The following is a 20,106-nucleotide window of genomic DNA, read 5'->3' on the forward strand; positions in this document are numbered from 1 at the left end:
TATCGCACCCCTGATTTTTTCGACATTGGTCATCGGCATCGCCGGCACAGGTGATTTTAGGAAAGTCGGACGCATCGGGCTCAAAGCCATAATCTACTTTGAGATCGCCACGACGTCGCGGAAGAGTTGCATGCCGACCGGGTCAAGATTCGGCATCGATCCCAGGCCTGCAGGGAGCGGTGCTGCGAGTTCGTTCCGAGCGCGTGACACGATTGCCAGGTGGGTGGCGTAGATTCTATCCCACGCCAGGCGCCGCCGGTCAAAACACCTAAGGCGCTTACTTCAAGTCGCCCTGGCGTAACTTTACCGCACACATGACGTTGCTGCCGCAGTTGTTGCTCAGCGATAGGGTCGTGAAGTAGATGCTCGATCCCTGCGAAGTACCGTTGCCACTGCTGGCTTGAGTGTTGTCCACGATGATGGCGCTGGTGCCGCCGGGCTCCGCTACGCCGCCGGAAACGATCGGGCCGGGCTGCAACGCGCCGGTGATGTCCCAACTGAAGACTTTTTGTTGAAGGGCGGCGCTAACGCCGAAGAAAAGGATATCGGTTATCGCCAGGTTCGGGTTGGCGAACTCGGTCAGGGGCGAGCACTCGGCGCTAGGGGTGAAACTCACGATGGCCTTGGAAGAAACATCGCCCGAGTTGAGGACCGGAACATTGTTCCGCGGAGCTGCGAGCGGGTTATTGAAGCCGATGCGATACAACATGGGGTAGGTCTGCGGGGGCTGAGTCCCGCAGAAATATCCGAAGCCGCTGGTCGGGGTCGTGAAGAAGGTGTTGTCGAAGGCGCCCTGGTGCAAGTTGATTGACTCTGTTGCGGTGGCGCCGAGCCCGAGGGCGATGCCAGCAACGTCGTCGAACGTTCCGAAAGGCACGGCGGCATTGAGCTCCACCAGGCCCTGCACAACCGCTGCCTTGTTGGTGATGGTGGCGTGCACGGTATTGGCGGATGACGACGACGTCGCGAAGACGGAAATGTGGCGGGGATCGCCGACGGGATCATAATAGACCAAGGGGGCATCGAGGACGCCGGGGGTGAGAGAGCCCACCGTATGACCGCCGACCACGATGGGGGCCGGCGTACCCGGAGTTGCAGTCGTGCCTAAAACGATCCGGTTCAGCGCATCAACGGCCCACACATTGCCATTGGCATCACCGATCAGTACGACATCGAAATTGGCCGGGCCGGGGATGGCGCCCGCGATCTGCACGGGCGGCGAGAGCCGGACTGCCGAACCTGTAACCGACAGGGTGAAGGCAGAATCCAGCGTCGGCGTTCCATGGAACACACCCGTGATGCGATACAGGTTGCCGTCGTCCGCGGCGACGTAGGCTACGTCATTGCTGTAGTCGATCCAGGGCGAGGACGTGGTGTTGGCGGCAGAGGCATAGGTGATGCTCACCATGGAGGCGGTGGAACCGCCCTGGCCGGGGGTCTGGGGGGCGACAATCGTGCCTTCTCCCGCGGCCCATGTCAGCACATGGAAGATCGAGCAGGCGCCGACTCCACCGCGGCCCGGACAAGTGGCATTGGCATCGCTGACGCTCTCCACGAAGGCGACCTTGGCACCCGTAGAGTCGAATGAGATGGCGGGCGAAGTGAAATTGCCGTTGCCGGCGCAGGTGGCGCTGCCGCAGGTGGCGCTGGATGTGTTGTACGCCCAGCTAGGACTGGCGGTAATGGCCGCCGTTCCATTCCCACTCGCAGTGTCGGGACCGACCTGGGCATAGGTAAAGGTGGTCGCATTGGGAACAGAGGCGACCTGATAGCTGCCGGCGAAACTGGGGTCGGTCACACCCGTGACCGTGACCCACTGTCCGGCGACCAGATTGTGGGCTGCGTTAGTTTTGATGGTGACGACATTCGCGTTGCGCACGGCTCCGGTGGGCGATGCTTGGAGGTTCCCGGATCCGCTGCCGCAGAGGCCGTTGTTATTGGCCGGAAGGGAGCCGCTGTACAGGTTGTTGAGGGCGACCAGATTGCCCCGGTTCATGGTCGCGGTGCCGCTGCCGCTGGTGCTGTCGGTCCCGGCCTGGGCATAGGTAAACGTGGTCGCGTTGGGGGTCGAGGCAATGGTGAAAGTCCCGTTGAATGTCGAATCGGTCACGCCGGCGATGGTCACGGTGTATCCGACGGTGAAGTTGTGCGCCGCGGAGGTAGTGATCGTGACAGTGTTGCTGTTGCGGACAGCGCCGGACGCTCCAATCGTCGCCCAGACCGCACCGGGCACATCCAGCGCGTACACCACGTAGTCGCTGGCGCAGTTGGCGGCGGTGAGGCTCGAGTCGGTGTAGAAGTTGAACTTGGCCGGTGACATGGTGGGAGCGGCCCGGCCGGCACCGAGGGCGAAGCTCCAATCCTGCTTCATCGCCTGCTTCTTCGGCTTGGGGCGAAGCTTCGAGCGGTTGGCGGCAAGCTGTCCAGGATTCACGCCAGCAGGACGGCGGGTCGCAATCCGGGCAGCGAGGTTGGAGAGGACGCGCGGATCTCGCCGGAACGTGAGGTCGTCCTCAGCCGCGGCAGCATTGTTCACCACCAGACGCGTGTGGCTCCAGTCGGAGGGAATACCGACACCTTTTTTGGGGTCTTGGTTTTGCGCCGAGCAGATAGCCGCGAAAAGGCCGACAATCAGAAGAGGATAAGGCCAGCGCGAGCGCAGCATCGCTTTGCCCCCAATAACAAGGCTGCAGTTCCCAACCATTGAATGATAGCGCAGACAGAGTGCGATAGACGCGATTCTCGCCACTGTCCCAAGTTGAACAATAAGGGCATCTTGCCGAGCGACGCGTTGGTTGGCGGCTACAAGCTCGCATTGAAATCCATTCGCCATGGTGGTGCCTCCCTTGCGCGGCGATTGTATGGCCCAACGGGTCAGGCGCAAGCAGATTCGCAGTCTTGTTCCGAAAGTAGAACAAGCTCTTCCAGCGTCCAAACGTGGTCTGCAATCCCCGCTTCCATCGCGGGGGTCACGCGTAGCGTCTGACGCACCCGGCAGAACCGGATCGCTACGTCTCAGCCCTTCTTGATCTCCGCCAATGCCTTGCGAATCTCGGCATTGCGGGCAGTGTTGTTGGGATCGATCTGGAGAGCTTTCTCAAGGTGCACCTTGGCCTGTGTGGGGTTGCTGTTCTTCTGGTAGGCCATGCCAAGGTGATACTGATACAAAGCGTTCTGGGGGGATTTCTTGCTGGCCTCCTCGAGCAAGTCGATGGCGAGACCATACGCTCCCTTTTGGTAGTAGGCCCAGCCCAGGGTATCGGCGGCATCCGGTGAATTAGGCATCCTCTGGCGTGCGATCTGGGCGAGGGAAGCGGCCAAGTCCACGTTCTTGTTCTGCTGCAGGAGCAGGAACGCAAGATTGTTGGCGGCCAGCGGATAGTCCGGCTCAACCTGGAGGGCGCGCTGGTAGAGCTCCTCCGCCTTGGCGAAGTCGCCCTTCTTCGCGTTGAGCACTCCGAGCATCACAATGGCGCGGGCATCGCGCGGATTGCGCTGGAGCGCGGCATTGTAGTTCTGCATCGCCTGCTCTGCCTTGCCTTGCGCAACCTCCAGTTGGGCGAGCAGCAGGTAGGCGTCACCCATATCGCGGTCGAGCTGGATGGCTTTCTGCAGCTCGTCCTCGGCCTTCCCGATGTCCTTGGAGATCCCATACAGATTGCCGAGGATGAAGTGGTACATGGCGTTGTTGGGCGCCTTCTCGATCTGGACGTTGAGGCGCGCGATGGCCTTGGGAAGGTTGCTCTGGAGCTGGTAGATGTTGACCAGCCCCTGCAGAGCCTCGACGAAATTGGGATCTCTTTCCAGAGCTTGCTCGAAGAGCTTCTCGGCCTCGGGAAGCCGGCGCTGGGAGAAGCGCCATGCACCGAGACGACTGTAGGGCGCAGGATTGCCGGGATCGAGCTGAATCGCCTTCTGGACATCCGCCTCGCCCTTGGCGCCGTCGCGGCGGGCAAATTCGGCGGTGGCGCGCAAAATGTAGCCGCGCGCATTGTTGGGCTGGAGATTGATCAGATTGTCGCTGGCGTAGCCCATGAGGTCGGAATCGCCCCGGCGAGCCGCGACCTCTGCCAGCGCCTGCTGGACTTCCAGCCAATCGGGACGGAGACGGGCTGCCTGGCGCCACTCGGTTTCAGCCTGTGCCAGCTTACCTTGGGAGGCCAGCGCGACCCCGAGGTGATAGTGGGCCTGCGCGTTGTCGGGGTCGGACTTGAGCGCCTGCTCAAAGTTCTGCGCCGCCTCTCCGGCCTTGCCCTGGCGGAAGAGGATCTGACCACGGTTCAGCAGCGCCTGGACACTGCGGGGAAATTCTCCCAGGATGCTGTTGTTCAGCTTCGCCGCGTCGCCCAGCCGATTCGCCAAGATCAGAAGTTGCACGTGATTGGCGCGGACTGCGACGTCCTTAGGATGCTGCTTGATCAGGCTCTCATACTGAGCGAGCGCCTTGTCGTTCTCGCCCATGGACCAGTAGAAGTCGGGGAGCATGCGGTAAGCGTCGGAGTTGTCCGGCAGATCCTTGCCGGCCTGGATCATGACCTGCTCGGCCTGGGGCCGCTGATTGTTGCTCAAGTACAGCCTGGCGAGGGCGATGCGCGCATTCAGGTTGTCGGGTTCGACGGCGATGGCCTGCCGCACGGCCTGCTCCGCATCGCTGAAGCGGCCGGCCTGCTGATAGACGCTGCCCAGCGAGAGCATGGCGAGCGCGAACTTGGGATCGAGCGAGATGGCCTTCTTGAGACTTTCTTCGGCCTCCGCCATCGACTTCGAGGCGGCCTGTACCTGGGCGAGGGCGAAGTAGGAGGTCGCGAGCTTGGGATCGAGCCGGATGGCCAGCTGGATCTCGCTCAGCCCATCGTCGAGATGTCCCTGGCCCGCTTTCAGCGCGCCTTCGGCGACGTGAGCCCGGATGTTGTTCGGGTCCTGCTCGAGCACGAAGTTGAGTTGTTCCTGGGCCGTATCGAACTGGCGGGCTCCGATCAGCAGATCGGCCATCTCCAGCCGCACCTTCAGATTATTGGGCTGGATCTCGACCACGCGGTGCATTTCCGCGAAGGCAGCCTGCCAGGAACCCATGCCCATGTAGGCGTGGGCCAGCTCGTAGCGCGCATCGGCGTAGCGAGTATCCACCTGGAGAGCGTTCTGGAACTGGATGGCGGCCTCGCGATACTTATGCTGTGAGGCGTAGCGCTTGCCACTCTCCAGGTATCTCTGCTTCTTGACGTTGGGGTCACGCGTGCAGCCGACCAGCAAAATGAGAACGAGGGAGAGCAGCGTGCAGCAGCCCCGGCGAACGGAGGCGACACGGTCGATCATGATCACCTCTCAAGATAGATCAGGAACGCGCAAAACCGCGGCCTACCCCTTGGACAGCAGCTCCAGCGTCTGCTTGATCTCGGGAGCCTTGCTGTAATTCGGGTCCAGCTGCAACACTTTCTCAAAATGCATGCGGGTCTTCGCGCGATCATGCGTCTTATCGTACGCGAGACCCAAGTGATAGTGGTAGGTCGGATTCTGCGGCACCTTCTTCACCGCTTCCTCCAGCAGATCGATGGCGAGTCCGTAGGCACCCTTCTTGTAATAAGCGAAGGCCAGGGTGTCAGCGGCGCCCGGGGAATCGGGCATCTTCTCGCGCGCGACCTGTGCCAGGGAGGCGGCGGCGTCGATGTCCTTGTCCTGCTCCAGCATCAGGTAGGCCAGGTTGTTGGAAGCCAGCGGCGAGTCGGGCTCGACCCCCAGCGCTTTGCGGTAGAACTGCTCCGCCTTCTGGTAGTCCTTCTTGGCCTCGTAGACAGCGCCGAGCGAAACCATGGAGCGCACATCGCGAGGATTGGCCTGGATGGAATGCTCGTAGGTAGCGATGGCTTGGTCGGCCTTGCCCCGCATCAGCTGCATCTGCGCCAGCAGCGTGACCGCGTCCAGGTTGAACTTGTTGAGGTCGACGGCCTTCTGCAGCGAGGCTTCCGCCTGGTCAGGCTGCTTGTTGGCGATCTGCAAGCTGCCCAGCGTGAAATAGAAGGCGCTGATATTGGGGGCCTTCGCGATCTGCGCATTGACGCGCGCCAGCGCCTTGGGCAGGTTTTTCTGCGCTCCGTAGACCGCGATCAGTCCGTTCATGCCTTCCACGAAGTTCGGGTTCTTCTCCATGGACTGCTCGAATAACTTCTCCGCCTCGGCATATTTTTTCTGGGACAGGCGGTACTCGCCCAGGCGGGTATAGGGCACGGGATTTTCGGGGTTGAGCGCCATGGCTTTCTTGATGTCGTCCTCACCCTTGGCGGGGTCTTTGCGTCCGAAGTAGGCCGCCGAACGGAGGATGTAGCCGGCGGAACTGCGCGGCTGGAGCTGGATGAGCTTTTCCGAGGTACTCAACAGCAGGTCGAGGTCGCCCTTCCGCAGGGCCACGGCGGCCATTGCCTGCTGAGCCTCCACCATATTGGGACGCAAGCGGACGGCCTCGCGGAATTCGTGTTCGGCGCGACCCGAATCGCCCAGGGCGCTTAAGGCGTTGCCGAGCTGAAGGTGGGCGGAAGCGTTGTCGCCCTCCATCTTCACGACCCTCTGGAGCACTTCCGCGGCATCCTTGGCCCTGTTCTGGCGGAGGAGGATCTGCGCCCTCACGATCCGCGCCTCGGCGTCCTTGGGGTTGTCCTGCAGGACCTCGTCATTGAGCCGGCCGGCGTCCTCGAACTTGTTGCGCGCCATGAGAAGCGCGATGTAGCTCTTCTTGACTTTGAGGTCCTTGGGGTGCTCCTGCAGCAGCGACTGGAATTCGGCGGTCGCCTTGTCGACGTCGTTCTCCGCGATGTAATAGTCGGCCAGGAGGCGGTACCCGTCGGGATTGTCGGACAAATCCTTCTTCGCCTGGGCCAGCACCTGCTCCGCCTGCGTCCGATTGCCTTGGACGATGTAGTCGCGGGCGAGGATGGCACGTGCCATGGTGTTCTTGGGGTCAAGGCCGATGGCGTTCTTGAACTGCTGCTCGGCATCGGCGAAACGCTTCTGCGACTCGTAGAAGGAGCCCAGCGCCAGGGTCGCGTTCAAGTTCTTTGGATCCAGCGACAGGACCTTCTTGAAATTGGCCTCCGCCTCATCCGTCTTCCTCGCCGCGGCCTGCAGAATCGCCAGCGCGAGATAGGGCCGCGCCTGGTTCGGCTGCCACTCGACCGCGGTCTTAAGGTCGGCCAAGGCTTGGTCCATGTTGCCCAGGGCCGCCTCGGTGTCGGCTTTCAGAATCTGCGCATCCACGTTCTTGGGGTCCTTCTGCAGGACCAGGTTGGCGCGGTCCTGGGCACGCTGGAACTGTCGCGCACCCATCAGCACAGTGCCGATATCGAGCTGTGCCTTGAGATGGTCGGGCTGGAGATCGACGGTGCGCATCAGTTCGACAAACGCCCCTTGCATGGAGCCCATGCGGGCGTAGGTCTGCGCCAGCTCGTAGTGGGCATCCACGAAGCGGGGATCCACCTGGAGCGCGTTCTGCAACTGGATAACGGCTTCCCGATACTTGCCCTGCTCGAAATATTTCTTGCCGCTGGCCAGGTATTTCTGCTTTTTGACGTTCGGGTCACGCGAACAGCCGGCCAACAGAGTTGCCATGACCAGGCCAAGAACGAATGCGAAGACGATCCGGGAATGCCGCATACGAGTTCCTCGTGCTGCCGGAAGGCAAAATATTTAAGTGCGCTATGCACTTTATTGCAATTATCGAGCCAGTCAAGAGGGATTCTGCCGGGTACGGAGGGCTGGTAAGCCCCTGACAGTCCCTTGCAAAAGCCCGGCCCGGAGAAAACATCTTCCACTGAGAGAAAAACCTCTCCTCGCGCACCGGCCAGTGCGGCGATCCATCCGGAACTGGCTGCTGAGCCAACGGCTGGGCGCCGGCAGAGGGGCACGAGGAACAACAAAAGAGCCGCCCCGCAGGGCGGCTCCCAAAACAGTGTCATGTTAAGCGCGAAGCTTGCGCCGCGCGATCAGCGCGGGGATGCCGCTTACCAGCAGCAGCATAGTCGCGGGCTCAGGCACCTGGTTGTTCTTCTCGATGGTCGCGGCCAGCACCAGAAAATCGTTGTTCGTGTTATGGTGCCCGGTCGTCCAGTCCCAGGGCTTAAAGAAGAGGTATGGGCTGTTGGCGGACCCTACCGGTACTCCGAGAATCGGTTCCACTGAAGTGCCGCCAACCGAAACCCCGGAGCAGGAAAAGGCGTTGTTGGCAGCAAAGTTGCAAATCACCGAGGTAGGTCCCGAAGGCGACCCCGAACTCGAGGACAGGAGCTGTCCGCGTTCCCAATCGGCGGAGTGAGTGGAGCCGTTGCCGTCCAACGAAGAGAGCTGTACGGAAACCCAGTGGTAGCCCGCAGGCAGAGTCAGCCGGATCAACTCCTTGGCGAGCTCATTGCTCAGCTCGTTCCAGTCGCCGTTGCCACTGCCGGTTCCACACAGGTGCTGGGACGCCTCCACCGGATCGCAGACGCCGACACCACGGTCGGTCGATTCGTTGCGACCGAACAAGTTGGCGGCCTTCCAGGAGCCGCCCCCCGAGGTGTCGAAATAGAAGCCGGCGACGCCGATTCCGCCGATGGTGGCCGTGGAGGCACCGTAATTTCCCACGACAGTGGTGAAGGAGATCGTGGTTGCCTGCGCAGTTCCAACCGCCAACAAGAGCACCAAACAGAACAGGCCCGACGCGAGCTTACCCATAAACGTTCTCCTTACAATCTTCTACCACAGCCTGGCATGATAAGTACCTGCACGCATGCTTCCAAACGACCAAAAATTAAGTCTTTACATTGCAATGGCTTACGGCTCCCTTGAGGGTAAATTTCAGGGCGGAGCTGCAACCAAGTTGCACTTAACTGCAAGCGATTGTCATTGCTAGTCAATGGCCTGTTCTCCGCGGTTTCGGCCGGCCATGGCATGTCTGCAACCCATTGAACGCAAGTATCCGCAACGGAGCCGCGGACATCTCTCCTCCGCAGCTTTTCCCAGAACCTGAACCTTGATCGAGCATTCCGGAGCCCGACTAGGCGTGATCGAGACTTTTGAGCACCTTCTTGATCTCCTCAGCTTCAGCGGACTTCGGATTCAGCTCCAAGGCCCGGCGTAAGTGGATCCGCGCGTTCTCGGGGTCGTGCGCCGCATAGTAGGCCAAGCCTAGGTGGTAATGAAAGACCGGCTCGTTGGGCGAACGCTTGAGGGCCTCTTGCAGCAAGTCAACAGCGAGCGAGTAGGCACCCTTTCGATAATAAGCCCAGCCTAATGTGTCCGCGGCGGCCGGAGAGTCCGGCATGGCCCGGTGGGCGGTCTGGGCCAAAGAGGCGGCGACGTCGAGATTCTCGCTGTGTTCCACCATCAAATAGGCCAAATTGTTGGCGGCGACGGGATGGTCGGGCTGCACCTGAAGGGCTTTGCGATACACGTCCTCGGCCCGTTGCCAGTTTCCGCGAGCTTCCTCCAGGCTGCCCAAAAGCACGTAGGGACGCACATCCTTGGGATTGGCCTGGATGGATCGCTCACACACGGCGATGGCTTGCGGGATGGAGGAGCGCACACCGTTCAATTGGGCAAGCAGCACATAAGCATCCGTGTTGCGATTGTCCAGTTCGATGGCGCGCTGTAAGGCGAGCGCCGCGTCGTCGTAGCGGCCCGTGGTCAACAGGACGGAGCCTCGCAGGAGGTGGAGGAGACTGCTGCCGCCGGAGTTCGCGATCCGCGCATCCAGAAACGCAATCGCTTTTTCGGGCTGCCGCCGGCGGAGGTACATTTGGGTCAGCGACTGCAATGCCGGTCCGTACCCGGGATCGAGTTCCAAGACACGGTTGAAGAGCGCCTCCGCTTCGGCCAGCTTCCCCTGGTTCAACCGCAGCTGCGCGAACATGTAAACCGGCGCGGGAGTGTGCGGCATGAGGCGCATGGCCAGGTTGAGGTCGTTTTCCGCCTGAGCGGTGCGGTCGCGGATCAACCCCGCCTCCGCGCGGTACACATACCAGCGGCCATCCCAAGGCTGTGCAGCGATGAGAGCCTCGGCGAACTTTAAGAGCAGGTCGGGATTCCCGCGACTCAGGGCCATCTCCGCCAGCTGCTGCTGGGCTTGCACCATAGAGGGATCCAGCCGGAGCGCCTCATACATCTCATGCTCGGCGCTGTCGAGATCACCGGCCATACGAAGGGTGTACCCGAGCTGATAGTGGACGTTCGGTTCTGCGGGTTGGTTGTGAGCCAGATCGCGAAGGATCTCCAAGGCGGGCTGCACCTGGCTCCCCGCCAGGAGAATCTGGGCTCGCAGGACCAAGGCATCCCGGTCGTTGGCCGACTGGGCCAGGATCTCATCGTTGAGGCGGGTGGCTTCCGGAAGCCGCTTATGCTCGATGAGAAGCCAGATGTATTTCTTCTTGACGTTCAGATCGTGCGGGTGTTGGTGCAGCAGGGATGCGAACTCGAACATGGCTCGGTCGAGCACACCGAGCTGGACATAGAAATCTCCCAGCAAGGAGTACATCCTGGGATCTTTGGGAAAGCTGGATTTCGCTTCGACGAGAAGCTGTTCGGCCGCGTCGCGGCGCCCCGAGCTCAGGAACACCCGCACCAAAGCGTTCCGCACCACGACGTTCTCCGGCTGGAGCCGCAGGACGTACAGGTAAGCCCGTTCGGCCTCGTCGAGGCGGCGCTGTTGCTGGTAAAAACCGGCGATGGCCACGGCTCCGATCAACGACTTGGGATTGAGCTCCAATCCTTTCTTGAAGTCTTGCTCGGCTTGGGCCGGCTTAGCGCCCTGTTCGATCAGGGCCAGGTCAATGTAAGAGTCAGCGCGGTTGGGATCGATGAGAACGGCCTTTTGCATCTCGGTCATGGCGCGGTCCGTATCGCCGCGCGCGGCATGGACCTTGGCGAGCAGGACGCGGGCGTCGACATCGTCGGGAACGTTGTCAAGAACGACCTCGGCGTTGTCGCGCGCGCCGCTCAGTTCACCGGCCGCCAACATCAGATTGCCGGTATCGATGTGTGCCTTCCAGTTCCTGGGCTGGATCTCAAGGGTGCGGCCGAGTTCTCGCACAGCCAAGGGGTACTGCCCGGTACGCAGGAAGCAGCGGGCCAGGTAATAGTGAGCTTCGGCGAATTCCGGATCGATCTGCACGGCGTTGCCGAACTCGATCAGCGCTTCGGAATACTTTCCCCCGTCGTAGTACGTCTGGCCTTTCGCAAAGTGCTTCTGCTTGCGCACGTTCCGGTCGCATCCGGTGAGACAAAGGGCGAAGGACAACAGGAGCGCAAAAGCGCACACCACACGCAGGATTCTCTGGCAAGGCCCAATCGAGCCGGTCCTGGCGAGACGATCGGTTCGGGCTTCTGATGACATGCTATCCGCGCTCCAGTTTCTTCAGAGCCTGCTGGATCTGCTCTGCGTGGGCGTCGTTGGGATTCAGTTGCAAAACCTTTTGGAAATGGGTGCGGGCGCGGTCGCGCTCGTGGGCACCCAGATAAGCCAGAGCGAGGTGATAGTGAAACGCGGCATCGTTGGGCGACCTTCTTAGCGCGTCTTCGAGCAGGTCGATGGCCAGCGTGTAGGCGCCCTTCTTACAGTAGGCCCAGCCCAGGGTATCGGCCGCGGCCGGCGATTCGGGCATGCCTTTGTGGGCCACCTGAGCGAGCGAGGCGGCGATGTCCAGGTTGTCGCCGTGCTCCAGCATCAGGTAGGCGAGATTGTTAGCGGCCATGGGATAATCCGGCCGCACGCGCAAGGCCTTCTGGTACAACTCGCGGGCGCGGTCAAGATCGCCCCTGAACTCCCGGATCGAACCCAGCAGCACATAGGCGCGCGGATCGTTGGGATGGGTGCGGATGGCCTGCTCGTAGCAGCCGCTGGCGCTTTCCACAGCACCTCTTTCGTAGAAAAGCTGCGCCAGGACGACGAGGGCGTCCACGTTGCCCCCATCGGCCGCGACTGCGTTCTTGAATGCCGACTCGGCTTGGATCCTCTCGCCCAGGCGAAGGTAGAGGCTGCCGAGCAGGTAATTGAAATGAGTATTGTTGGGAAGCTTGGCGACCTGCGCCTTCACGCGCGCCAGCGCGGCATCGGGCTTCTTCTGGTCCATGTAGAGGTCGGCCAGGCCTTGCAGGGACTCGAAGTACGCAGGATCGCGGTCGAGCGCCTTCTCGAAGAACTGCTCAGCCTCCTTGAAGCGGTCCTGTTTGCGCCGCAGCAGGCCCATCTTGGAGTACGCCATCGGGCTTTGTGGGCCGATCTGGATGGCGCGCGTCAGGTCTCCTTCCGCGGCGGAGAGGTTGCTGCGTTGCATCTCCGCCATGGCGCGGTAGACGTACCAGCGGGGGGTGGAGGGACGCGCATTGATCAATTGCGTGACGCTCTGGTCGAGCAGCTCGTAGTTCTGCGATTGGAGAGCGAGCTGGACGAGCATTTGCTGGGCTTCGAGCAGGCCAGGGCGCAGGCGGGCCGCTTCTCTCCACTCGCTCTCGGCGCGGGTGCGATTGCCGAGCTTGTCGAGCGCTATGCCCAGATAGTGGTGCGCCAAGGCATTTTCCGGCTCCACCAGGATGAGCTTATCGAGCAGGTCGGCTGCGTCCTGGGCCTTGTCCTGGGCGAGGAAGATTTGTGCACGCATCAACAAGGCCTCGCTATCGCGAACATTCCTGACGAGGATCTCGTCGTTGAGCTTCTCGGCTTCCAGGAGCCGGCGGCTGAAGATCAGCAGCTGCACGTAGTATTTCTTTGCAAGCAGGTCCTTGGGATACCTTTGGTGGACGGCGGCATACTGGAAGGTGGCGCGCGCCAGGTCGCCGATCCCGAGGTAGAAATCGGCCAGCTGCCGCATGCTCTCCAAGTCATTCCGATCCTTGACCGCCTGTTGAAGGAACTGTTCCGCCTGCGCGACCTTACCTTGGGCGAGAAAGATGCGAACCAGGGCCGCGCGCGGGCGCGGATCCTTGGGATCGAGAGTCATGGCATGGCGATAGAGAGCTTCCGCTTCCGGACCGCGGCGAAGTTGCTCGAAGAACTCTCCTGTGGCCATGACCGCCGCGATGGAATTCGGATCCATGGCCATGGCCTTCTTGAAATTCTCTTCGGCGGGGCCAGTTTGGCCAGCGCTTCCCTGAAGAATCGCGAGGTTGAGATAGGAGGAGGGACGATTTGGATCCGCCTTGATGGCCTTGTCCATCTCGCGAAAGGCGTCGTACATCTGGCCAAGCGCCGCATACACGTCGGCCAGAAGAACGCGGGCGTCGACCTGATTGGGATTAGGCTGGAGCACGAATTCGGCGTGCTTGCGGGCCTCATCAAAGTTCCCGTTGGCAAGCAGCAAGATTCCCGCTTGAACGTGCGCCTCCTGATTTTCGGGCTGGAGCTCTACCGTGCGTGCCAATTCCACGTAGGCCGCGGAGTAGGCCCCTAGTTTCATGTAGCAGCGGGCCACACCGTAGTGGGCCTCGGCATATTCCTTGTCGATCTGAAGAGCGCTGGCGTATTCGATGATCGCTTCCGGGTACTTGCCCTGCTGGAAGTAGGATTCCGCCTTCTGGAAGTGCCGTCGCTTGCGGACGACCGGGTCCCGGCTGCAGCCCGCGAGAGACAAAAGGAGAAGGGCCGCCAACAACCAGGACAGCAGTGACCGAGAACTCCTCATAGACTCTCCAGATGGACTCTCCAACACCGGGGCAAGCGGGAGGAGAAACTCACGATACCACCGTCCGGCGATCCGCGGGGTTCGGGAGCCCTGTGATTCCGGTGGACAAACGAAAAGCCCCAACCAAGGTTGGGGCTCACCCCGGAGAACCGCGCACCCGTCTACAGTCGCAGCCGACCTCGAACAACGGTCGCCAGGCCGAGCAATCCGCTGCCGAACAGCACCATGGTGCCGGGTTCGGGGACCTGGGGCGGGGGCAGGTGCTGGCTGTCAGTGATGTTCTCGGAGAGCAGCGACCCGACCTTATTCCCGTGTTTGTCGACGTAGCGCGCCTTGATGCTGGCCCCGTTGAGAGCAGTCGCGAGAGAGCCGTGCGGAATCGTTAAATGGAAAACCCAGACTAGAGGCGTACCGCTTCCAATCACCGGCGCCCCACCTACGGTCGCGGAGAGCGCGCATGACCAACCGGCCCCGGATCCCGAGCATCCACCCGCGTTGAGGCCTCCCGGCATCAAACTCCAGTTGCCCACCGGAGCCTGGATCAGCGTCGAGCTCAGGATTGAGCTGTTGATCTTTATTGCGACATTGTCGAGGTGAATAGGCCCGGCACTGGCGAACTGCACGGGGGTCATGCCCAAGGTGGCGGCGGTCATGGTGCTGGTGTTTATGCTGAGGGTGACATTCACGACATCCGTGCTCCCACCCTGGCTCACGTAGCTGTAACTGAGTGTGTAGGAAGCGCCGTTACAGCTGCCACAGCTGGGCCCAATGGTGCTCGCGAACGCCGGGGCGTTGAAAGCTCCGGCAGCCACGAGGATCGCCAGCAAAACGCCGATCTTACGCATTTGAAACCCTCCGAACCCCAGCCCATTGCCCAAGTCAACCGCGCCAGGGAGGGGTGGCGTAGGCTGCACTCTGGGCGCACTGACAGCATCAGCCACCAGTGTGATGAGCAATCAAGGGGCCACAGTGGCCGCCCCGAGTGCGTAAGTGCCTCATTTTAGGTCCTTGTTTTCAATAAGTTGCGTGTGTAAATCCTTTCCCCAGCGAATTTCCACCTGCGCTGTCTCCAGTCAGAGAACATCCTTTGCCGTCCATGTGCAAAGCTTTGCATATTTTCCAAACTAGCGCGGGATGAAGCTGTCGAGCTGGCCGAGGGCTGACTGGGCAAATTCCACCGCCCGTTGCTGTGCCGATTCGGGGCTGTCGTGGGGCGCGATGGGGGTGATGACGCGCACGAGGGAGCCATCACTGCGATTCATCCTGATCGAGTCGGCAACCAGAAAATATTTCGCCCAGTACTCGCTGGCCACGACGCGAGCGTGCGCCTGATACCAGTACAGGACCAGTTCCCTATCCAGTCCCTTGGAGATGATGTAGCGATTTACGGTGACCGGCGCTCCGCCCGGGCCCGTGATCTGGAGCTGGCTGGATTCGGTCGGCGCCCACCCGGACCCAGGCAGACAGTTCTTCGGAGAGTGAATGGAATTTCCTGTGCGCTGGGTGGGGAAGTACGCCACGAAGAGATCGACATAGGGCTGGTCGGGGCGCATGTAGATGCGGGAGAGAAAGTCGCCCGGGCCGAGGATCTCGCGCACCTCGGGCGCGATCTCTATGTCCTTGCTCGACCAGCCGCCAAGTTCGCGGGGAAAGTCACGGATCGGAAGATGCGCAGCCTGGGGTTCCGGACGACTGCGGGCGTGGAGGAACAGCGCCGCAGCCAGCAGCAGGGCCGCCGGCACAGCGAACCTAAGCACGGCAGAGGGAGTCAGTCTCATTGCGAACTCACTCTTGCTGCGCGGTCGAACAATCGCATCGCACGATGCACCAGCAACAGCATGCCCAGAGAGAGGATGAAGATGAACCAACCAGAGAACTCGTGGAAGAAGCCTTCAGCCTTGCTGGGATCCCAGTATTGCGCCACCAAGCCCGTGCCCATGACCCGCATGGCATTGGCCGCCACGGCTATGGGAACCGCGAAAACAGCCATCCAGACGCGGCGCGACGTGCGCGTCTCGATGAAGTAGCCGTAGATGACGGCCAGGGTGGTCAGCGACACCAAAGAACGGATCCCGCTGCAAGCCTCGGCCACTTCCAGGGACATGATCGGAAGTTGGATGACGTTACCTTCGCGCAGAACGGGCACGCCGAGCAGCGTGAGCAGGACGGTCGCCAGCCGCGAGGCGAATAACTGCAGGGGGAACGTGATCTGGTTGAAGATGATGGCGGGGATGGGAACCATCAGGAAGAGCACTGCCCAGGGAAACAAGATGGCGCGAAACACCTGCCAGCCGAAGAATTGGATCACCAATCCGCCCAACAGCACGATGAACGAGGTGCGCGACAGGAAGAACTCGGCGCCGAGCGATCCGACGATCAGCATGGCCAGCGCCCCAGCGACGAAGAAGCTGCCCCACCACGACGGCCGGGGTTCGAGCTTCGCCAGCTGCGCACGTTCCTGCCAGAGCACGAACAGCGAGAATGCGGGGACGAAAAAGCCGTGGGAGAAGTTTGGGTCGTTCCACCAGTCGAGAGCCAAGGTGGCAAGGATGCCGTGATATAAGACGGCCACCAGAGCGAGCATGGCCCCCGCAAGGATGATCCACAGCGGTCGTGCTTGTGAACGCGTGGTCGCCTGCTCCGCAGGACGTGCGGCTACACCTTCCCCAGCTTGGTTCATTGGTCCTCGGTGGCTGAGATTAATGCGACTTGCCTACTGTTGCAATCGCAATTCCACCCGTGATCACCCCTGTAACCGCTTTCGCCCAAAATCTGCCGAGATGACTAAGCCCAGAGAACTCAAGAGGATTGGCGAATCTTGTCAGCTCTTCCGGCGGCGTGGCAGGAGGGGGAAAAGAGTTCCGGAGGGAAAACTTTTTCCACTTTACCTTGGAGCGGCCTTCCCTGTTCGGTTACTCTTGTAAGCTTCTTATTTTTCAGGTACTTTGGCACAATTGCACGTTCCGTCGTGGCCTCCAAGTTCGGGGAAAAAGGGAAAAACATTTCCACTTTTTCGGAGATTTCTCCGGTACCGTCGGCCGTTTTGCCGACTCGCATTCTCTGTCGAAGTTGCTGAAAACAGGCACCTTCCTGGGAATCCACGGGTCTTTCGCAGGGGCGTGGAACGCGCCGTGCACTGAGAACAGTTCGGTGTGCTGCGCTCTACGGACTTCCAGGCAGTAGAACCGGGAGGATGAATGGAATCGAAGGCTCCGGATCCGATGGGCGGAAACCGCACGGCTTCCCTGCCCTCCAACGGAGACCATCATTTCGTGCCCAGCACGACCCCGGCGATGCGGGCGCTGGAGCGGACCATGGCAGACATCGCCGCCACCGACATGCCAGTGCTCGTGATCGGAGAGAGTGGGACGGGCAAGGGTGCAATCGCCTATCGCATCCACCAACTCTCGCGACGCCGCAACCAGCCCTTCGTGAAGATGAATTGCGCGGCGCTGTCGGGCGACTTCCTGAACGGCCCGTTCTCCAACGGCAGCACACCCAGCGTGCACGAAACCACCCTCTTCCTGGACGAGATCGGCGAATTGGACGCGGCGCTGCAGTCGAAGCTGGTGTACGCGCTGCCCGATGGAGATCTGGACGAGGGCGAGCAGTGCCTGGGAGCACGCATCATCTCGGCCACGCAGCGCAACCTGGAAAAGGAGATGCGTGGGGGACGGTTCCGCGAAGATCTCTACTTCCGGCTGAGCGGCGTCTGCCTGCGACTTCCCCTGCTGCGCCAGCGGAAGGAAGACATTCCTGCGCTGGCGGAACACTTCCTGACCAAGTACGCCGCGCTGTTCAGCCGCCGTAAACCCGACCTGACGCCCCAGACGCTGCACATCCTGCTGGAGCACACCTGGCCGGGAAACATCCGCGAACTCGAGCACGCCATGCAGAAAGTAGTGGCGCTGGGGGACGAGCGGGTGGCGCTGGCCGATCTGCGCGGGACGAAGGCGCACGAGCCGAGCCCTGGAATCGAGTTGGAAGGGATGTCGCTGAAGGAGGCGGCGCGCGCCGCCTCACGCCAGGCGGAACGGGAGCTGATCCTGAAGGTGCTGTCGCGTACCCGGTGGAACCGCAAGCGGGCCGCCCAGGAGCTCCAGATCAGCTACAAGGCGCTGCTGTACAAGTTGAAACAGATCGGAGTGGATTCGGCTGGATAGAAAAGAATCGCAAACGAGGAGATGGAGATGAACAAGAGGATCGCGCTTGCATTCATGACCATGCTGCTGTTGAGCTTTGCGGTGGTCGCCCAGGAAAAGGAGCAGAAGAAAGCGGGCCAGAAAGAGGCGGAGGTCACAGAGCAGAAGCCCGCGCCAGCGCCGGAGCCGGCATCCGAGGAGTATGTCATCGGCCCGGAAGACGTGCTGCATATCAACGTTTGGAAAGAACCGGAGCTGTCGGGACAAGTCGCGGTCCGCCCCGATGGAAAGATCTCGTTGGCGCTTCTGAACGATCTGCAGGCCGCCGGCTGTACGCCCTTGAAGCTCGCTGCCGACATCGGCGAGAAGCTCAAGCAGTACGTGACCGACCCGCGGGTGACGGTGACGGTGGCGCAGATGAACAGCCGGCGCATCTTCATCATGGGCGAGGTAGGACGGGCAGGGGCATTTCCCATGCTGCCCAACATGACCCTGATGCAGGCGTTTTCCAGCGCCGGCGGGTTCTCGCCTTTCGCCAAGATCAAGAAGATCTACATGCTGCGCACCGAAAACGGCAAGCAGACCAAGATGCCAATCAACTACAAGGCGCTGATCAGCGGGAGCGCGCCGGAACTGAACATCCGGCTAAAACCAGGTGACACCATCGTCGTCCCGTAGGTGGGTGAGCTATGACGAAGACAAAGACAATCTGGATGGCGCTGCTGGTCCTGTCGGCCGGCTGCATTGCGACGGCGGAGCAGCCGGTGGTGTGGTATCCCGCGCAGCAGGCGCAAGACTCGCAGTCGACACAGGCGCCGTCGGGGCAAGCCGGGCAGCAGCCCTCGACGCAATCCGGCCAGCCGCAAGGCGGTCAGCAGCCCAGTACGCAGCCTGGTCAGCAGCCTGGTGTCCAGCCGGGCCAGCAACCGGGTGCTCAGCCGGGTCAGCAGCCAGCCGCACCAGGCACGGCGTCCGGCAACATGCCCGATCCGCGGCTGGACCAGCCGATGCAGCCCATCGGCCCCGCTGAGCCGGCGGCGCAGACCACGGAGCCGGCGCCCGGGGCAGCGCCCATGCTGCCGGACATGACGCCGTTGAACAGTCCGCAGGAACTGACGCTCGGTACACCCCGCGATTGGAGCGGGCGCAGCTCCGTGACGCCGAGCTTCCGCTTCTCCACGTCGGTTAATGCTACGAGCGGCATCCCTGGGGCGGGAACCGAGGCGAGCGGCAACATGTCGGCCACGGTCGTTGTGCTGCACTCGTGGGCACGCGCCGGATTGAACTTCAACTACACAGCGGGCGGCAACCTGTACTCCAGCCACTCCGAACTGAATTCTGCGTACCAGGATTTTTCTCTAGGCCTGAATCTTACTCGCAACCATTGGAGCATGTCCCTCACAGACGCCGCCAGCTACCTGCCCGACTCGGCATTCGGTTTCTACGGGACGCAGTTCCTGGGCGGCGGGAGCGGCCTGGGTACCGGATATTTGCCCAACCAATCCATCCTCACGGTGGGCGGCAGCCGAATCAGCAACACCGTTGTGGGCTCGGCCAACTACAAAATGAGCCCGAAGTCGTCCATGCACTTTTCCGCGACCTGGGGCATCCTCCGGGACCAAGGCGGCGGACTCACCAACGATGACAACCTGAACTTCGGCGCCGGCTTCGACCGCAAGGTCGGTGGAACCGGCACGATCGGAGTCAGCTACGCGGCTTCCCTCTACGGCTTCGGCGGGAGCAACCAGAGCGTCGTCACCCACAGCATCAGTCTGTCTTATGGGCGGCGCGTGGTGGGCAAGCTGGCGCTGCAACTGGGCGGGGGAGCGGAGATCCGACCCTACGACGATCCGAAGTTGGGATCGGCCACCGCTGTGTCGTATTCCATCCGCTCCGGGCTCACGTACCAGGTCGGCCGGATGCACTGGTCTTCGTCTTTAACGCATTACACCAGCGGTGGGTCGGGCGTGCTCTACGGCGCGGATACTTGGCAATGGAACGTGGGTACCGGCCGGATGATCGGACGCCAGTGGAATACCGGCGTGAACTTCGGCATCGCACGGAATACCTCACTTTCCGGGGTGGGGGCAGCGCAAGCAACGTTCAACTCGCAGTTCGTAAGCGTCCAGATCAGCCGCATTCTCACCCGCGAATGCAGCGTGTTCCTCAACTACAACTTACAGCACCAGACGTCGAATTTCCCAATCTGTCTTGGGTGCGGCGATTCTTATGCGCGGCACATGGTGGGCCTCGGATTCAACTGGCAGGGCCGCCCGATGACGGGATGGTTCTAATGAGATCGTCTAAAAGAGAACGGACGGGGAGCT

At 61.5% G+C, this 20,106-nt stretch carries 14 protein-coding genes; 4 read left to right on the forward strand and 10 right to left on the reverse strand.

The features are described from left to right. Positions 1 to 232 (forward strand): cation:dicarboxylase symporter family transporter (locus LAN37_07415; GenBank protein ID MBZ5647036.1); only part of this gene is annotated, 232 nt, incomplete at its 5' end. A gap of 45 nt (positions 233 to 277) precedes the next feature. On the opposite strand, the gene LAN37_07420 is transcribed toward LAN37_07415, so the two are convergent. The 10 genes from LAN37_07420 to LAN37_07465 form a co-directional block, all read right to left on the reverse strand. After that, on the reverse strand, positions 278 to 2,665 hold the full coding sequence (locus LAN37_07420; protein ID MBZ5647037.1) for a hypothetical protein: 2,388 nt from the start codon (positions 2,663 to 2,665) through the stop codon (positions 278 to 280). A 350-nt stretch (positions 2,666 to 3,015) separates the two neighbouring features. Further along, positions 3,016 to 5,313, reverse strand: coding sequence for a tetratricopeptide repeat protein (locus LAN37_07425; GenBank protein ID MBZ5647038.1), 2,298 nt, complete (start codon positions 5,311 to 5,313; stop codon positions 3,016 to 3,018). 42 nt (positions 5,314 to 5,355) lie between these two features. Continuing rightward, positions 5,356 to 7,641 (reverse strand): tetratricopeptide repeat protein, encoded by a 2,286-nt coding sequence (locus tag LAN37_07430; protein ID MBZ5647039.1) that lies wholly within the window; start codon positions 7,639 to 7,641, stop codon positions 5,356 to 5,358. 303 nt (positions 7,642 to 7,944) lie between these two features. Then, complete coding sequence (locus LAN37_07435) at positions 7,945 to 8,697, reverse strand: PEP-CTERM sorting domain-containing protein (protein MBZ5647040.1); 753 nt, start codon at positions 8,695 to 8,697, stop codon at positions 7,945 to 7,947. Between the two features lie 322 nt (positions 8,698 to 9,019). After that, positions 9,020 to 11,218: a tetratricopeptide repeat protein gene (locus tag LAN37_07440; protein ID MBZ5647041.1), complete on the reverse strand. Its 2,199-nt coding sequence runs from the start codon at positions 11,216 to 11,218 to the stop codon at positions 9,020 to 9,022. A 136-nt stretch (positions 11,219 to 11,354) separates the two neighbouring features. Continuing rightward, a complete protein-coding gene (locus LAN37_07445; protein MBZ5647042.1) occupies positions 11,355 to 13,637 on the reverse strand; it encodes a tetratricopeptide repeat protein in 2,283 nt (760 codons plus the stop codon). Positions 13,638 to 13,798: 161 nt separating this feature from the next. After that, entirely contained in the window at positions 13,799 to 14,482 is a 684-nt protein-coding gene (locus LAN37_07450; GenBank protein ID MBZ5647043.1) for a PEP-CTERM sorting domain-containing protein, read from the reverse strand. A gap of 279 nt (positions 14,483 to 14,761) precedes the next feature. Further along, positions 14,762 to 15,415 carry an EpsI family protein gene (locus tag LAN37_07455; protein ID MBZ5647044.1) on the reverse strand — a complete coding sequence of 218 codons (654 nt, stop codon included), beginning with the start codon at positions 15,413 to 15,415 and terminating at the stop codon, positions 14,762 to 14,764. Further along, positions 15,412 to 16,317, reverse strand: coding sequence for an exosortase (gene xrt, locus LAN37_07460; GenBank protein ID MBZ5647045.1), 906 nt, complete (start codon positions 16,315 to 16,317; stop codon positions 15,412 to 15,414). Before xrt ends, LAN37_07455 begins: the two co-directional genes overlap by 4 nt. A 119-nt stretch (positions 16,318 to 16,436) precedes the next feature. Beyond that, on the reverse strand, positions 16,437 to 16,739 hold the full coding sequence (locus LAN37_07465; GenBank protein MBZ5647046.1) for a hypothetical protein: 303 nt from the start codon (positions 16,737 to 16,739) through the stop codon (positions 16,437 to 16,439). Between the two features lie 95 nt (positions 16,740 to 16,834). Here LAN37_07465 and LAN37_07470 point away from each other — a divergent pair, with 95 nt between their 5' ends. From LAN37_07470 to LAN37_07480, 3 genes are read left to right on the forward strand one after another with little or no spacing between them, the layout of a single operon-like run. Then, complete coding sequence (locus LAN37_07470) at positions 16,835 to 17,800, forward strand: sigma 54-interacting transcriptional regulator (protein MBZ5647047.1); 966 nt, start codon at positions 16,835 to 16,837, stop codon at positions 17,798 to 17,800. A 27-nt stretch (positions 17,801 to 17,827) separates the two neighbouring features. After that, entirely contained in the window at positions 17,828 to 18,457 is a 630-nt protein-coding gene (locus LAN37_07475; protein MBZ5647048.1) for a polysaccharide biosynthesis/export family protein, read from the forward strand. Positions 18,458 to 18,468: 11 nt separating this feature from the next. After that, on the forward strand, positions 18,469 to 20,073 hold the full coding sequence (locus LAN37_07480; protein ID MBZ5647049.1) for a hypothetical protein: 1,605 nt from the start codon (positions 18,469 to 18,471) through the stop codon (positions 20,071 to 20,073). The last annotated feature ends 33 nt before the right edge of the window (positions 20,074 to 20,106 follow it).

The organism is Terriglobia bacterium (assembly GCA_020073495.1).
GTDB lineage: Bacteria > Acidobacteriota > Terriglobia > Terriglobales > Acidobacteriaceae > JAIQFD01.

Bases quoted from the DNA above. Each gene is read 5' to 3' on its own strand.
- LAN37_07430 (MBZ5647039.1), bottom strand. From the start codon at position 7,641: ATGCGGCATTCCCGGATCGTCTTCGCATTCGTTCTTGGCCTGGTCATG.
- LAN37_07480 (MBZ5647049.1), top strand. From the start codon at position 18,469: ATGACGAAGACAAAGACAATCTGGATGGCGCTGCTGGTCCTGTCGGCC.
- LAN37_07425 (MBZ5647038.1), bottom strand. From the start codon at position 5,313: ATGATCGACCGTGTCGCCTCCGTTCGCCGGGGCTGCTGCACGCTGCTC.
- LAN37_07450 (MBZ5647043.1), bottom strand. From the start codon at position 14,482: ATGCGTAAGATCGGCGTTTTGCTGGCGATCCTCGTGGCTGCCGGAGCT.
- LAN37_07420 (MBZ5647037.1), bottom strand. From the start codon at position 2,665: ATGCTGCGCTCGCGCTGGCCTTATCCTCTTCTGATTGTCGGCCTTTTC.
- xrt (MBZ5647045.1), bottom strand. From the start codon at position 16,317: ATGAACCAAGCTGGGGAAGGTGTAGCCGCACGTCCTGCGGAGCAGGCG.
- LAN37_07455 (MBZ5647044.1), bottom strand. From the start codon at position 15,415: ATGAGACTGACTCCCTCTGCCGTGCTTAGGTTCGCTGTGCCGGCGGCC.
- LAN37_07475 (MBZ5647048.1), top strand. From the start codon at position 17,828: ATGAACAAGAGGATCGCGCTTGCATTCATGACCATGCTGCTGTTGAGC.
- LAN37_07470 (MBZ5647047.1), top strand. From the start codon at position 16,835: ATGGAATCGAAGGCTCCGGATCCGATGGGCGGAAACCGCACGGCTTCC.
- LAN37_07435 (MBZ5647040.1), bottom strand. From the start codon at position 8,697: ATGGGTAAGCTCGCGTCGGGCCTGTTCTGTTTGGTGCTCTTGTTGGCG.
- LAN37_07445 (MBZ5647042.1), bottom strand. From the start codon at position 13,637: ATGAGGAGTTCTCGGTCACTGCTGTCCTGGTTGTTGGCGGCCCTTCTC.